Genomic DNA, 13,994 nt, shown 5'->3' with positions numbered 1-13,994 from the left:
TAGCCGTTCCGTTCACGAGGTAATGGCGAAAGGCAGACGTTGACTTCTTCAACGACACTGGCGGTATCGTTCATCGAGACGACGACGCGGACGATGGACGTTTTCTTCCACATGGAGGACGTCGGCGGTCCCGACCTCGAAGAGGGCCAGGAGGTCGAGTTCGACATCGAGCAGGCCGACAAGGGTCCACGCGCGACCAACGTCACCCGCCTGTAAGACACGTCGTCTCGAACGACGAACTACGATTCTCGGTATTTTTCGACGCTCAGCGACGCGTCCGCGGACCGTGTCGAGTCCGGCAGGTCCGTCGAGCGATGCTGCCGGCGTGATGCGTCCCGTCGGACCGTCCGATGGAGCGTCCGTCGCTCGGTCCCCCGCGGCCACGTCGTGACCGACGGGCGTCTGACTGAGATTGATAACGGTCGACGGTGAACGGACGGCCACGATGGCGGTCGGACCTCGCGATGCCTCGTCGCTCGACCAGCAGTTTCGCCCGACGGTTCGAGCGAGCGTACGCGACTCCTGGCGCGCGCTCGTTCGGTACCTCCAGGCGCTGTTGCTCGGGCTCTCGCCGGTCCACTACGAACCGGGGGACATGCGCCGCGAGTACCGCTGGACGCGTGCGGCACTCGTCGGTGCGGCGACGAGTCTCGGCGTCGCGCTGGCGGTCCGGTCGGTGCTGACCGGACTGTTCGTCGCCTGGTTCTCCCCGGAGCTATCGCTGGTGACGCTGTTCAACGTCGGGTTGACCATCGCCGCCGTCGGCGGGATGGCGGGCGTCGCGGCGGTGCGGACGGCGAACCTCACGCGGTTCCGCCGTCGAGAAGAGCGGTTGTGACTCCCGGGAGCGGTGTGGGACTACTCGCTGAGTCGGGCGTACTCGTCGTCGGTGAGGTCGAGCGACGAGGCAGCGACGTTCTCCTCGAGGTGCTCGACGCTCGACGTGCCGGGGATGGGGAGGACGACGTCGGAGTGACGCAGCAGCCACGCGAGCGCGACCTGCATCTGCGAGGCGTCGTGGGCGTCGGCGACGTCGGCGACGACCGACGCCTTCTCACCGAGGTCCCCTGCACCGAGCGGAAACCACGGGACGAAGCCGACGCCGTACTCCTCGCAGGCCTCGAGGACGTCGTCCGCCTCCCGGTCGCCGATCGAGAAGCGGTTCTGGACGGTCGCCACCTCGACGTGGTCGCGGGCGGTCTCCAACTGCTCGACCGAGACGTTCGAGAGGCCGACGTGGCGGACCATCCCCTCGTCTTTCAGTTCGGCGAACGTCGTCACGGACTCCTCGAAGTCGGTGTCGGGGTCCGGGCGGTGGAACTGATAGAGGTCGATGGTGTCGGTCCGGAGTCGGTCGAGCGAGCAGAGTAGCTGGTTGCGGATGAAGTCGGGGTCGCCGTGGGGCAGCCAGTCGCCCTCGCGGTTCCGGAGCAGGCCGGCCTTGGTGGCGACGACGGTCTCGGCGGGTTCGAGCGTCTCGCCGATGAGGCGTTCGCTGACGCCGGGGCCGTAGGAGTCGGCGGTGTCGATGAAGTCGACGCCGAGTTCGACCGCCCGTTCGAGGACGGCCCGCGCGTTCTCCTCGCTGTCGGGCGGGCCGACGATGTCCTCGCCACAGAGGCGCATCGCGCCGAAGCCGAGTCGGTTGACGGTCAGTTCGCCACCGATGTCGAACGTGCCGCTCTGGTTTTCGCTCATCGACGGAGGTGCGGCCCGACGACCCAAAGCCGTTGGCGCAGTGGCAACGTCCACCGCCACTCCCGACCGCCCCGTCGCACGTCGAGAGTGTCGCACCACTGGGACACTGGAGACAGCCTTTTGCTTCCGCGTGAGTCATTGACTACCATGACCGAACTGGCCGCGTTCGTCCTCACACTCGTGACGCTCGGCGCTCTCACTGGCGTCGGAGCCGTCGGTATCGTCCTGATGGAACGCGTGCTGGGCGTGGAGTCGACTCCGGACTCGCTCGTCTCCACGGAACCGGAACCCGAGCCGACGGGCCCCCCGAGAGGCGCTGTCTAGACAGCCCGTCCCTAAGGGATATTATCACCAGGGAGGGTCGTGGCAGCGTATTACGAGACTAGTGCGCGAGTTTATACGTCCGTAGTAACCGTCTACGGATATGTCCACGACGCTCCAGCACCGACGGCGCACTCCAGCGGAAACCGACGGCGACGCGCTCGCGCGCGACGCCACGACGTGCCCCGACTGCGCGGAGTCGCTCGTCGAGGGGCAGGGTCTCGTCACCTGCACTGACTGTCGGTGGGTCGGCAGCTACCGGTAGAACCCGTCGGTCGCGGCGGGTCGGTCCCGTCCGCCCGACCCCGTCAGCCTCGTCCACCCGCCAGTTTTCGCGCTGCGGGCAGCCCTCGTAACCTGAGCATCGCCGCCGTCCCCACCACCGGTCCGACGACGAGCGGTGCGAACGCCCACCGCCACCCCACCGCCTCGGCGAGCAGCGGCGTCACCTGAATCGACACCGTCGTCACGAGGAACCCCACCGCCGTCTGGAGCGTCAGTGCGGTCCCGACGTACTCCGCCTCCGCGAGTTCGGTGAGTGCCGCCGAGAACTGCGCGGAGTCCGCCACGATGGTCGCCCCCCAGACGACGAGAAACGGGACGAGGGCGACCAGCGGCGCGTCGAACAGCACGCCCGCTCCGAGACACGCCGCCCCCGAGACGACCATGCTCGCGCTCGTCACCGTCGTCCGGCCGACGTCGTCGGCGACGCTCCCCGCGACCACCGCACCCACCGCCCCCACCCCGATGGTGAGGAAGGCGAGTCCCGAGGCGAGTCGCGGCGACCCGACCGCCGCGCTCGCCGCGAGGTAGGCCGGAATCCACGTCCAGACGGCGTAGAGCTCCCACATGTGCCCGAAGTAGCCGAGGTTCGCCAGCAGCGACGGGCGGTCGCTCAGCAGGCGACGGACCGCCCGCGGGTCGAACGGCGCGGTCGGTGCCTGGTAGGGACCCTGTTCGACACGAAGCGCGAGCAGGCCACCGACGACGGCGAGACCGGCCGCACCGAGGAGGACGGCTTGCGGACGACCCACCCCACCGACCGCACGCAGGAGATGTGGGAGGGCAGAGCCGACCGTGAGCGCGCCGACGAGCGTCCCGATGGCGAGGCCGCGTCGCGCCCGGAACCACCCCGCGACGAGTTTCATCCCCGGCGGGTAGACCCCGGCGAGTGCGACGCCGGTCAGGAACCGGAGGGCGATGGCCGGGAGCGCACCGTCGACGACCAGTGCGATGGCGAGCGTGGCGGCCGCGCCGACCCACGCCGAGACGGCGACCAGTACGCGCGGTTGGAGGGTATCCGACAGCGTGAGCGCCGCGCTGAGCAGTGCCCCGACGACGAACCCGACCTGCACGGCGTTGGTGAGCCACGCCCGTTCGACCGCCGAGAGGTCCCACGCGGCGACGAGGTCCGGCGCGACGGCCGACGCGCTGAACCACAGCGACATGACGAACAGTTCGGCGACGGCGAGCAGGGCGAGCGCCCGCCACTTCGGGTCGAGAGTCACACCGACCACTCGGTCACCGAAGGGAAAAACACACGCTCGGTCCGGCGGCCACGACAGACGGCGAGCGTCGGCGGTGCGACAGACGGCGAGTCGACTACTCCCAGAGGATTTCGGTGCCGCCTTCGTGGCCGTGAATCTCCTGGACCTCGCGGATGTTGTCGTAGATGTTCAGGCTCGCCACGTCGGTGGTCCACGCGATGACACACTTCCCGTTCGGTGGCGGGAACTGGACGCCGTAGGCGACGACGCCGGTGCCGGAGACGCCGGTGGCGTCCTCGCTGCGATACAGTGCGAACTTCCGGAAGCGTGGGTTCTGCGAGAACGGGTCGGGCATGCCGTCGATTGTCGGCAGAGGGTTACTCGGTTTCGCTTCTCACTCCGCGCTGCCGGTCGGCGTCGGGAGCGCACGCGACTCGCGTGGCGGGACGAGGAAGTTCCCGCGGTTGCGGACGAAGATGTACTCCAGGATGCCGTTGTTGACGCGCTGGCGGACCGCGGGTGTCGCCTGCGTCGCGTCCTCGCCGTTCATCGCGGTGCGAACCTCCTCGAACGCCGAGATGCCTCGCTGGAGCGACGGGAAGTGGAGGCTCGCCACGTCGTCGTCCGTGGACTCGAAGTGCCGCCGCAGCAGACGGACGTTCCCCTCCGAGTCGCGGTTGGCACGTGCGGCCTTCTGTGCGTGGCCGACCCGCCCGAACTCCTCCGCGTCCTCGACGACCGAATCGAGAAACCGGTCGATACCGCTGTCGTCGCCGAGACTCTCCCCGACGCCTTCGACGAGGCCCTGCTCGGTGTGCTGTGGGCTGAACATCTCCGTCACCCGCTGGTCGAAGTCCTGCTCGCCGTACCAGTCGTCGAGGCGCTGGCGGATGTTGGCGACGTGTTTCGTCGTCCCGTCGGCGAACGGCCCCTCCGGGATAGCGACGTAGTCTTCCGTCGCCTGGTTCTGCTGGAAGCCGGCGGCGAACCCCATGAACAGCGGCGACTCCTCGGGGATGGGGTTGTCCTCTGGGACGCCGTTGAGGTCGGTCTCCTCGGCCTTCTGTCGGGGCAGGCCGGGACCGACGAACCCCGTGCGGCGGTCGTCGAGGTCGAGCACGTCGGTGAGCGCCGTCTCCACCTCGACGCCGTTCGCGGTGTCGACCTCGCCGCGGAGCGCCTGCTCGGCTTCGAGCAGCGCGTCCGCCCGGTCGCTGGCGAGGTGGAGGAGGGCGTCCTGCGTGTCGAGTGTCGGTTGCTCGAACGCCGAGAGGCGGCGGGGTGCAGGCAGGTCGACGCTCTCGGGGAGGGACTCGTCGAACCGCTCGAAGTACGCCGGCGAGTACGCGATGGAGTACAGCAGGCCCTCGTGGGAGCGTTCGTACGCTCGGTCGAGCGTCGAGACGGCGCTCTCGACGCTCTCACGAGCGTCGGCGTCGGGCGGACCGTCACCGGGGAGGGTCAGATACCACAGCGTCTGGTGAGTCGGCAGGAGGTCGTTGCCGTGGTCGTCGTGGCGGATGCGGTCGTTCCACGCGAACTGGCGGGCGGGGAGCGAGGCGGGGTCGGTGCCGGTGGGGACCGGTTCCGCGTCCGCCCCGCCCGCGAGGTCGAGACACGCCGACAGCGCGCTCGCGCCACCGACTGCGACGGCAGCCTTGAGGAACTCGCGGCGCGGGAGGCCCTCGTCGGACATCAGCGAACCACCTCGGGCGACGGGGGGCGGCGAGGACGGACCATGTCACCGATAGCCGACCGCCGAGAAAGGTCCTTTCGGTATCACGGACGAGTTCGAGTACCGAACCAGACCAGCGATGCGAGGACTGCGGCGACGAGGGCGACGACCACGCCGAATCCTGGACCGGTGCCCGTCGATGCGTCCGTGTCGGGCGTCGAGTCGTCGGTGCCGACCGTCGCCGTGTCGGTCGGACCGGGCGAGGCGTCACCGGTCGTCTCCGCGGGCGTGTTCACCTCCGGGTCGCCCGGCGTGACCACCCCCGCTCCATCGCCCGTCTCGTTCCGTCCGCTCCCGCCGAACGACACCGGGAGCGTCGTCTCGACCGGAGCGTCACCCGCACGGACGAGTCGGTCGGCGTCGTCGAACGTCCCGTCACCGTCGTCGAGGTACACCTGTGCACGGACGCTGAACCCGCCGCTCTGCTCGGCGTAGTACGACTCGTCCAGCCCTACGGTGAGGGCCTCGTGAGTTCCGGCGTCGACTGCCTGCGTGCCGACGACGCGGTCGGTCTCGTCGTCACGAACCACGAGGAACCCGTCGTCGGGGATCGTCACGCGACCGACCGAGAGGTCGGGGCCGCTCGTCGTCTGACCGTAGAAGCCCCGTCCGGTGACGAGCGCCGCGTCGCCCTTCCCGACGGTCACGCGCTCGGCGACCGGTCGGTCGAACAGGGTGAACACCGGATCGTCGGCGTCGTACTGCCCGTCGCCGTCGTCGGCGTGGAGTGCGACCCACACCGAGCGGTTCTCCCCCCAGTCGGCCCACACATCGTCGTCGATGGCCACCTCGACGTTCCGCTGGAGGCCGCCGGGGGTGAGCGGACGCGACCCGAGCGCCTCCCCCATCTCGCCGTCGTCGTTCGCGTGGACGACGAGGTGGGCACGCTGGGAGACGAACACCGTCTCGACGGTGACGGTACCGTCGCTCGTCACCTGGCTGGTGGTGGTGAGGTGGTTCGAGTGGGCGCTGACCGGGAGGGGGACCGTCGCGGCGACGACGAGACAGACCACCGCGAGGACGAACGGGCGACGCATTGGAGGGGCTACGAGTGCGGGCCGAAAAGGGTTAGCGGCGGGCCGGCCGGCAGTGAGTCGGGGAGCGTCGGGGCGCTCAGTCGTCCGCGGGTGTACGGCCCGAGAGCGCGTCGGGCGGCCCGCCAGCCAGTCGACTCCGGTCGTGGTCTGCCCAGAAGTCGTGGGCCGGCCCCACGGCGACGATTCGCTTGGGGTTGACGTCGGTGTGGGTCGTGTAGTAGTGCTCGTTGATGTGGTCCATGTGGACCGTCTCGGCGACGCCCGGCAACTGGTACAGTTCGCACAGGTAGTTCCAGACGTTGGGGTACTCCGCGACCTTCCGGCGGTTGCACTTGAAGTGCGTGTGGTAGACGTCGTCGAAGCGGACGAGCGTCGTGAACATCGCCACGTCGGCCTCGGTGAGTACGTCGCCCACGAGATACCGCTGCTCGCCCAGCACCGCCTCCCAGCGGTCGAGCGCGTCGAACAGGTCGCCGACCGCACGCTCGTAGGCCTCCTGGGTCTCGGCGAACCCGGCGCGGTAGACGCCGTTGTTGATGGGGTCGTATATCTCCTCGATGGCGCGGTCGACGTCCTCGCGGTGGCCCTCGGGGTAGAGGTCGACGTCGCGCGTCGCCAGGTCGTCGAACGCCACGTCGAGCATCCGCATCACCTCCTCGGACTCGTTGTTGACGATGGTGTCCTGCTTCTTGTCCCACAGCACCGGCACCGAGACGCGCCCGGTGTAGTTCTCGTCGGCCGCGACGTACGCCTCGCGCAGGTAGTCGAAGCCGTTGACCGTGTCCTCGGTACAGCCCTCCTTCTCGGGGGTGAACTGCCAGCCGTCGTCGTCGCGGTACGGGTCGACGACGTCCACGCTGACGGCGTCCTCCAGTCCCTTCAGCGCCCGCGTGACGAGCGTTCGGTGCGCCCACGGACACGCGTACGAGACGTAGAGGTGGTAGCGCCCGGATTCGACGGGGAACTCGGCGTCGGGGTCCGGGTCTTCGCCGTCGCGTACCCGCTCGCCGCCGACCCAGTTCCTGAAGCTGGTTTCGTCGCGGTCGAACTCGCCGTCGTCGTCGGCCAGTTCGTACGCGTCGGTGCGCCACTCGCCGTCGACGAACATGTTGACCATCGGTAGACCGCAATACACACCACAGATTCATAAGCACCCTACGGACACGAGTGTTACCGAACGACCAGTTCTCACAGCCACGCCAGCTATCCGAGCCCTCAATACAGTCTACGCTCGAATCGAACGCCGCTCGTGGCGTCTCTCGCCTTCAGCCCTTCTCGTAGAGCGACGCGTAGCCAAGAGGTTTTCTTCGCCTACTTCGTTGCTTAACTATGGAGCCAGTAAACGTCGCCATCATCCTCCTCAACATTGCGATAGCGGTCGTGCTGTTCAAGGATGCGACCCGCCACGACCGGTTCGCCCCCCTTTGGGGTGTCGTCGGGCTTGTTTTCGGTTTCTTCGGCGCACTGTTCTACTTCTCGTACGACGTTGTCTTGTCGTAGGGGTTCTGCTGCGACCCTTCGTTCACTGCTTGCTTAGCACCGAGAATTTAGATGTGCTGCACAGACCCAACTACCTCGTCCGGCCAATAGCGACCTGAGAAGATGCAGTGATTGGTTCCCAACCAAGTACGGGCACGAGCGCACTGTGCCGCGAGCGAACGCAGTGAGCGAGCGGGCCAAGGAGCCCCCGAAGGGGGCGACGCCGGCTTTTAGTCCCATTGCGAGACGCGGAGCGTCTCGCAGGCTCCCAGGAGCTTCGCTCGCTGGGAGAGGTTTTGCCAGCGAGCCGGCTGGTAACCGACGAGCGAAGCGAGTCGTGTTACCAGCCCGCGAGCGCAGCAAAAAGTGGGTTCGAAGGCTTTAACCACGAACTGCGCCTCGCGTTACGTAATATGGCCGATAAACCCGCCTCGATGTACCGGGACATCGACAAGCCGCCGTACACCCGGCGCGAGTACATCACGGGGATTCCCGGCTCGAAGATCGCCCAGCACAAGATGGGCGACATCGAGGCCGACCCCGACGACTACCCGGTCCAGATCAGTCTCGTCGTCGAAGAGTCCGTCCAGCTCCGTCACGGCTCGCTGGAGGCCTCGCGCCTCTCGGCGAACCGCCACCTCATCAAGGAGCTGGGCGAGAAGAACTACAAGATGATCCTCCGGAAGTTCCCCCACCAGGTGCTCCGGGAGAACAAGCAGGCGACCGGTGCGGGTGCGGACCGTGTCTCCGACGGGATGCGCCTCTCGTTCGGGAAGATCGTCGGCACCGCCGCCCGCGTCTACGAGGGTGAACAGCTGTTCACCGCGTGGTGTACGCCCGAACAGGCTCCAGTCGTCAAGGACGCCTTCCGCCGTGCGTACAACAAGATCACGCCGCCGTGTCGCATCAAGGTCGAACGCGGCGAAGAACTGCTGGTTTCGTAGACCCAGCGGTTCTTCGCTCCGTCCCGACGGACGCGGCGAGGAGCTTCTCGTCTCGTAGCGACCGAAACCTATCTTTTTGCGTTCTCCCACCCCGGATAGCGTATGCTCCGGCTGGCGATGACGACCGACGCCGAGACGTTCGAGCGCGTGGCCGACCCGCTGGCCGAGCGCGGTATCGAGGTGGGGTACGTCCCGACCGACGAGCGGACGTTCGCGCTCGGCGGCGAGGAGTCGACCGACCTCGGCGAGTTCGACGTCGGACTGGTCTACCCCTCCCGACTCGCGGAGGGTGGCGTCGTCGACGCCCTGCTCGACGTGCCGTGGGTCAACGACCGGGAGGCGATGCTGCGCTCGCGGCACAAAGGTGAGGCGCTGGCCCGCCTGTCGCGGGCGGGCGTGCCGGTCCCCGAGAGCGTCGTCGTCTCGAACCCCGTGGACGACGACCACCTGCGAGACACGTTCGAGCGGTTCGACCGGCCGGTGGTCGTCAAGCCGAACTCCACCACCCGAGGAACGGGTATCACGAAGGTCCACGACGCGGACTCGTTTCTCGGCGTCACCGACTACCTCTCGCTGGTCCACGACTACCGCGCGACCGGCGACAAGTCGTTCCTCGTCCAGGAGTTCCTCCCCGAGGCGCGTGACTACCGGGCGATGGTGGTCGACGGCGACTGCGTCGGGGGCGTCGAGCGTCGTCTCTCGGAGGACGCGCGAGCGGCCGGCCAGTGGAAGCACAACGTCCACCGTGGGGCGGTCGCAGAGGGGGTCTCGTTGCCGAGGGAGTTGCGAACCGTCGCCGAGGACGCGGCGGCGGCACTCGGCGTCGACTACCTCGGCGTCGACCTGCTCGTGACCGACGACCGGGTCGTCGTCGGCGAGACGAACGCCCGGCCGACCGTCGACGACGAGACGAAGTACGACCCCGGCTTCTACGACGACTTCGCGGCGCTGATTCGCTCGCAGGTCGAGTGAGCGAGCCAAGAGAGAGCGAACCGACGGTGACACCGCGCCCGTCCGCTTCAGCCCTCGAAGACGGCGACGGAGAGCAACAGCAGGCCGACCGTCACGCCGATAGCCGCGAGATACCAGCCGAGGACGCCGCCGAGAAGGCCGACGGCGAGCGCCGCCCCGACGACGTGCGCGAGGCCCATCGCACCTGCGACGAGCGTCACGGTCCGGTTCGACGACCGGGACGCGTCGTCGGTCGTCCTCGACCGCCCCGTCGTCGCGGCGTGTTCGAGCACCGCCGTCACGGCGGGGGCGTCGGTTGCCGGAACCAGCACGCGCTGGAGTTTCGTGAGACGCCCCGGTCGTCGCGGGTAGTGCAGTCGGAACAGCACCAGCGGCCCGAGTCGGTGGCGGGCGTGTCCCGAGAGTCCGGCGAACGACCGCTCGCCGCCGGCGTGGAGGGTGTACGTCCGGCGCTCCGGGTCGAGGCGGCCCGCAGTCGAGACGACGCCGACGACGAGTGCGGCGACGACACCGACGGCGACGAGAGCGAGTACCGCCGGGAGCCACAGCCACGCCGCCGTGACGACGACCAGTGCGCCGAGGACGGCGACGGCGAGACGACGCCGCGAGAACGGCCGCGGGCCGACCCCGTCGGAGACGGCGAGGACTCCCGTCGAGGCGATTCGCTCCCGTTCGGTCCGCGAAATCAGGAGGACGCCCATTGGCGAGAGCGCCACGCGGACGAGACCGAACGCGAGCGAGACCAGGACGACGGCCACGCCGTCGGTGTCTGGGACACCGTCGACGAACAGGCTCGCGAGGCCGACGAGCGCCGCCAGCACGGCCACGACGAGCGCCGTCGCGGTACTCACCAGCGCCGTTCGGACCGCGGCGACACCGCGAAGCCAGCGGACCGTGGTCGGGTCGTAGCGCCACTCGACAGGGGCGGGGTCGACCGGCCCGGACGGGTGACGGGGGATGTCGGAGGACCCCGAACGGTCGGACGAACCGTCGGATGGAGGGGACACGAGACCGTATCCGGGCGGGGAGAGTAAAAGTCCGGACGTCAGCGCCACCACTCGCTGCGGCGTTCGTCGTAGGACGCCGACGCGCGGAGCGGGTCGGGGTACTCCTCGTCTTCGAGACCCAAGCCGAGACCCAGCCAGCGGCCGACGTGCCACGCGACGGCGTCGGTGTCGAGCGAGGCGAGCGTGATCTGGAGCTTCGAGTACGACTCCAGTGCGCCGTCGCCGTCGGGGTCGAACCCGCCGACGCGCCCACAGGACCCCGGCGTCGCGCCACAGGGCGACTCCTCGGTGAACCGAATCACCACGTCTGCACGCTCGGCGTCGGCCGCCCGGACGAACGAGACGTTCTCGGGGACCGTACCCTCGGCCCCGTCGGCGAAGTACTCCAACGCGGCCGTCACCTGCCGTTCGGTGGCCTCGCGGTCCTCGACGCCGCCGTAGTCGACGAACACCGAGAGCGTCGAGTCGTTCCACGCGAGCGCCCGGTCGCTGGCGTCGGTCCGGGGCAGCGTCGTGAGCACCGTCGTCGCCGACATCACGGCGCTCGGTGCGTCGTCGTGACCGAGACCCAGCGTGTGCCCGAGTTCGTGTTCGAGGACGAGTCGCGTCGAGTCGTCGTCGTAGCCCGTCTGGATGCGGACGAGCGCGGGGCGCTGGACCGGCCCGTCGGTGACGTAGGGGGCACAGCCGGCGACGTGCTGTTCGCGGCCGCAGTTCCGGATGTCCGATACGAAGCGAACGACCACGTCCGCGTCCGTCGTGTCGCTCCCGTCCAGCAGTTCGTAGTCGATGGGGTAGCCGGCGTAGCGCTCGGCGTTGGCCTCCCAGTACGCCAGCGCCTCGCGGACGACGGGTCGGACGTCACGGTCCGCGGAGACGTTCCGTGCGTCGATAGCGACGGTCAGCGTCCCCTCGCCGTAGGGGTTCTCGCGTGATTCGACGGCCGGTTCTCGGGTCCCGTCCGTCGTCGTGGCGCTCGGCGTCACGGTGGTCGCGTCCGGTCGGGGAGTCGACGGCGTCGAGTCGCCGGTCGGTTCCGACGACGACGGTGTCGACGTCCGGTCGCGACCCGTCTCCGGTGTCGAAGGGCGATCACTCACCGTGCCGGTGTCGACGTCCGTCTCGCCGACGCCCGGGAGCGTGACAGGGGCAGAACAGCCCGCGAGCACGACACAGCAGAGGAGGGCGAGCGCGGTGACCCGTCTCGTCATCTACACACTGTACCACGGCGAGCGGAATGACCCTTGTGGGTGTGCTGTCGACGGGTCGAGGACGGATTCGGTGGCGACAGCAGGTGAGACAGACACCGGAAGCCAGCTAACCCACCGTGAGCGAGTGTAACGAGCGAGCGGGCCGAGGAGTCCCCGAAGGGGACGACGCGGGCTTTTGGTCCAGCTTTTACCAGTGAGCGGCGCAGCCGCTCACGCAGTAAAAGGTGGTGGGCTGCGAGCCGTAAGCCCCCTTCTGTTCGAACCGGCATTCGGCTGAGCGCCCGCGACAGGCCGACCGTATCGGTCGTCTGCCGGGCTACCTCGACGTCGCGGGCTTGCACCGGCGAGGGTTCGCCGTTCCATCCGTTCTCTTCCGTCGCGTGCGAAGTCGCACGACGGCCCTCGGTGGGTTCACTCGGTCATCTCACGAATCACTTCGCGCACCTCATCGGTCCGGAAGAGGGGTCTCGTTTCTGTTCCATAGCCGACGGTCTCCCGTCCCGGGCTTGTGCCCGGTCGCCTGCCCGGCCGGTGGGGGGACTTTCCTCGTTTGCGTCGCGTGCCCGCTGGCACGGACGCCACGGTGGCCGGTCACTCGCTGCCCGAGCGTCCCTAGCCGGTAGCGCGGCCTAAATCGTTCGGTTACTCGGCTTCGTCGAAGCCGACGCGCTCGGCGTCCGTCGCGGCCCGCTCCGCCGCCGCGTCGACGTCGAACTCCGCGACCACCTCGCCGTCCCGGACGAGCGGTTCGAGGAGCGACTCGGCGGCCTCGGGTGGCGTCTCGTCGTCCGGAACCACGAGGTGCTCGCCGTCGGCGGTCCGGTAGACGGCCTTCCGACCGGGCAGTTTGCCGCGTTTGGCACCCGCCTCGCCCTCGACGTCGACGATGTCCAGTGCGAAGTCGACGGGGTCGGCGTTCGAGACGAACCCGCCGACGCCGAAGCCGTCGACCACGTCACGCAACTCGCGGAGTTCGGCGGGGCCGAGGCCACCCGAGCAGAACACCTCGACATCCTCGTAGCCCGCCGCGTCGAGTTTCCAGCGCACTTCGCGGACGATGTGGCGGAAGTCCCCCCGTCGGGAGCCGGTCGTGTCGAGGCGGACGCCGTCCAGGTCGATGGTCTCGGCGGCACGAAGCGTCTCGTCGGTCTCGTCGGTGTAGGTGTCACAGAGCGCGATTCGGGGCGTCCCCTCGGGCGCGGCGGCGTCGAACGCCTCCCACGCCGCCTCCTGTTCGCCCGGACCGAAGCAGATGACCAGCGCGTGGGGCATCGTCCCCGACGCCTCCCGACCCAGGAGTTCACCGGCGGCGACGTGCGAGAAGCCGTCGAAGCCGCCGACCAGCGCCGAGCGCTCGACCATCGCGGCGATAGAGGGGTGGACGTGTCGGGCACCGAACGAGAGCAGCGAAGCGTCGGGGGCCGCACGGCGGGCTTTCAGCGCGTTCGTGGCGACACCGGAGGCGTGAGAGAGGAATCCGAGGAGGGCGGTCTCGAACCGGGCGAACTCGGTGTAGGTGCCCTCGATACGCATCACGGGGCCGCCGTCGAACAGCGTCCCTTCGGGGAGCGCGTCGACGGCGACGGCGAGTCCCGAGAGGAGTTCGGCGGCGTCCTCCACGCCGGCGAACACCTCGAAACCGCCGTCGGGGAACTGGTCGGCCGTCACTTCGGCGACGACGTGGGGGTCGCGGCCCGCGTGGTCGAGGGCGGCGACCGTCCGGTCGAAGTAGGCGTCGGTCGCGTCCCCCGACCGGATGGCCTCGGGAGAGACGATGTCGAACATGGATGACGAGCGGTACGCGCCATGGAGCAATCAAACGGGTGGGTTCGTCCCCACGACGGGGTGCCGTGCGACCGCGAAGGACGGGGCGACCGAGGCGTCGGCGTCACCACCCACGCCTCGGCCGAGTGACTCGAACGGCTCCCGAGGTCTCGGGAGCCGTCGGCAGACCCGCCACCGCACGAGCGCACCCGACCGCCGGACGTGTCTTTCCAGTTGAAAGACAGGGGTTCGTGAGCGCGTCAGACGTCCGGCAGACACGTCCTCGAAATCGTATCAATAGACTCCCGAGAGGCCGAACACCAGGACGAGTCGACAGTT

Annotated in this window: 15 protein-coding genes, 1 other RNA gene and 1 pseudogene; 7 read left to right on the top strand and 10 right to left on the bottom strand. The window is 68.8% G+C overall.

Translation table 11 applies throughout. From position 1 onward, the window contains the following. Positions 1-29: 29 nt before the first annotated feature. Positions 30-216, top strand: a pseudogene (locus tag GQS65_RS10910) (cold-shock protein); the annotation flags it as partial. 229 nt (positions 217-445) lie between these two features. Next, a complete protein-coding gene (locus GQS65_RS10905; protein WP_158204607.1) occupies positions 446-838 on the top strand; it encodes a hypothetical protein in 393 nt (130 codons plus the stop codon). A gap of 20 nt (positions 839-858) precedes the next feature. Here the strand turns inward: GQS65_RS10905 and GQS65_RS10900 are convergent, their stop codons facing one another. Next, complete coding sequence (locus GQS65_RS10900) at positions 859-1,698, bottom strand: aldo/keto reductase (RefSeq protein WP_158204606.1); 840 nt, start codon at positions 1,696-1,698, stop codon at positions 859-861. 147 nt (positions 1,699-1,845) lie between these two features. Here GQS65_RS10900 and GQS65_RS10895 point away from each other — a divergent pair, with 147 nt between their 5' ends. Together GQS65_RS10895 and GQS65_RS10890 are read left to right on the top strand one after the other, a co-directional pair. Then, complete coding sequence (locus GQS65_RS10895; RefSeq protein ID WP_158204605.1) at positions 1,846-2,022, top strand: hypothetical protein; 177 nt, start codon at positions 1,846-1,848, stop codon at positions 2,020-2,022. Between the two features lie 100 nt (positions 2,023-2,122). After that, complete coding sequence (locus tag GQS65_RS10890; RefSeq protein ID WP_158204604.1) at positions 2,123-2,284, top strand: hypothetical protein; 162 nt, start codon at positions 2,123-2,125, stop codon at positions 2,282-2,284. 43 nt (positions 2,285-2,327) lie between these two features. Here GQS65_RS10890 and GQS65_RS10885 read toward each other — a convergent pair whose 3' ends face one another. From GQS65_RS10885 to GQS65_RS10865, 5 genes are all read right to left on the bottom strand, one after another. Next, entirely contained in the window at positions 2,328-3,527 is a 1,200-nt protein-coding gene (locus GQS65_RS10885; RefSeq protein WP_368280062.1) for an MFS transporter, read from the bottom strand. A 94-nt stretch (positions 3,528-3,621) separates the two neighbouring features. Continuing rightward, positions 3,622-3,861 (bottom strand): hypothetical protein, encoded by a 240-nt coding sequence (locus GQS65_RS10880; protein WP_158204603.1) that lies wholly within the window; start codon positions 3,859-3,861, stop codon positions 3,622-3,624. Between the two features lie 39 nt (positions 3,862-3,900). Next, complete coding sequence (locus GQS65_RS10875) at positions 3,901-5,202, bottom strand: DUF7405 family protein (protein WP_158204602.1); 1,302 nt, start codon at positions 5,200-5,202, stop codon at positions 3,901-3,903. Between the two features lie 83 nt (positions 5,203-5,285). After that, the gene (locus GQS65_RS10870) at positions 5,286-6,278 is read right to left on the bottom strand and encodes a DUF7282 domain-containing protein (protein WP_158204601.1); all 993 of its coding nucleotides are present in this window, start codon (positions 6,276-6,278) and stop codon (positions 5,286-5,288) included. A 76-nt stretch (positions 6,279-6,354) separates the two neighbouring features. Further along, the gene (locus GQS65_RS10865; RefSeq protein WP_158204600.1) at positions 6,355-7,395 is read right to left on the bottom strand and encodes a glutathione S-transferase family protein; all 1,041 of its coding nucleotides are present in this window, start codon (positions 7,393-7,395) and stop codon (positions 6,355-6,357) included. 212 nt (positions 7,396-7,607) lie between these two features. On the opposite strand from GQS65_RS10865, the gene GQS65_RS10860 reads away from it, so the two are divergent. From GQS65_RS10860 to GQS65_RS10850, 3 genes are all read left to right on the top strand, one after another. Further along, positions 7,608-7,778: a PLDc N-terminal domain-containing protein gene (locus tag GQS65_RS10860; RefSeq protein WP_158204599.1), complete on the top strand. Its 171-nt coding sequence runs from the start codon at positions 7,608-7,610 to the stop codon at positions 7,776-7,778. Positions 7,779-8,170: 392 nt separating this feature from the next. Then, entirely contained in the window at positions 8,171-8,701 is a 531-nt protein-coding gene (locus GQS65_RS10855) for a 50S ribosomal protein L16 (RefSeq protein ID WP_158204598.1), read from the top strand. Positions 8,702-8,803: 102 nt separating this feature from the next. Further along, on the top strand, positions 8,804-9,673 hold the full coding sequence (locus GQS65_RS10850; RefSeq protein ID WP_158204597.1) for an ATP-grasp domain-containing protein: 870 nt from the start codon (positions 8,804-8,806) through the stop codon (positions 9,671-9,673). Positions 9,674-9,720: 47 nt separating this feature from the next. On the opposite strand, the gene GQS65_RS10845 is transcribed toward GQS65_RS10850, so the two are convergent. From GQS65_RS10845 to GQS65_RS10830, 4 genes are all read right to left on the bottom strand, one after another. Further along, a complete protein-coding gene (locus tag GQS65_RS10845) occupies positions 9,721-10,680 on the bottom strand; it encodes a hypothetical protein (protein WP_158204596.1) in 960 nt (319 codons plus the stop codon). A 38-nt stretch (positions 10,681-10,718) separates the two neighbouring features. Further along, positions 10,719-11,891 (bottom strand): matrixin family metalloprotease, encoded by a 1,173-nt coding sequence (locus tag GQS65_RS10840; protein ID WP_158204595.1) that lies wholly within the window; start codon positions 11,889-11,891, stop codon positions 10,719-10,721. 230 nt (positions 11,892-12,121) lie between these two features. Then, positions 12,122-12,494: RNase P RNA component (gene rnpB, locus GQS65_RS10835), an RNA gene on the bottom strand. Positions 12,495-12,533: 39 nt separating this feature from the next. Then, on the bottom strand, positions 12,534-13,676 hold the full coding sequence (locus tag GQS65_RS10830) for a nicotinate phosphoribosyltransferase (RefSeq protein WP_158204594.1): 1,143 nt from the start codon (positions 13,674-13,676) through the stop codon (positions 12,534-12,536). Positions 13,677-13,994: the final 318 nt, after the last annotated feature.

The sequence above is a fragment of the Halomarina oriensis genome (assembly GCF_009791395.1).
Taxonomy (GTDB): domain Archaea; phylum Halobacteriota; class Halobacteria; order Halobacteriales; family Haloarculaceae; genus Halomarina; species Halomarina oriensis.
This window is presented reverse-complemented; position numbering and strand designations above follow the sequence as displayed.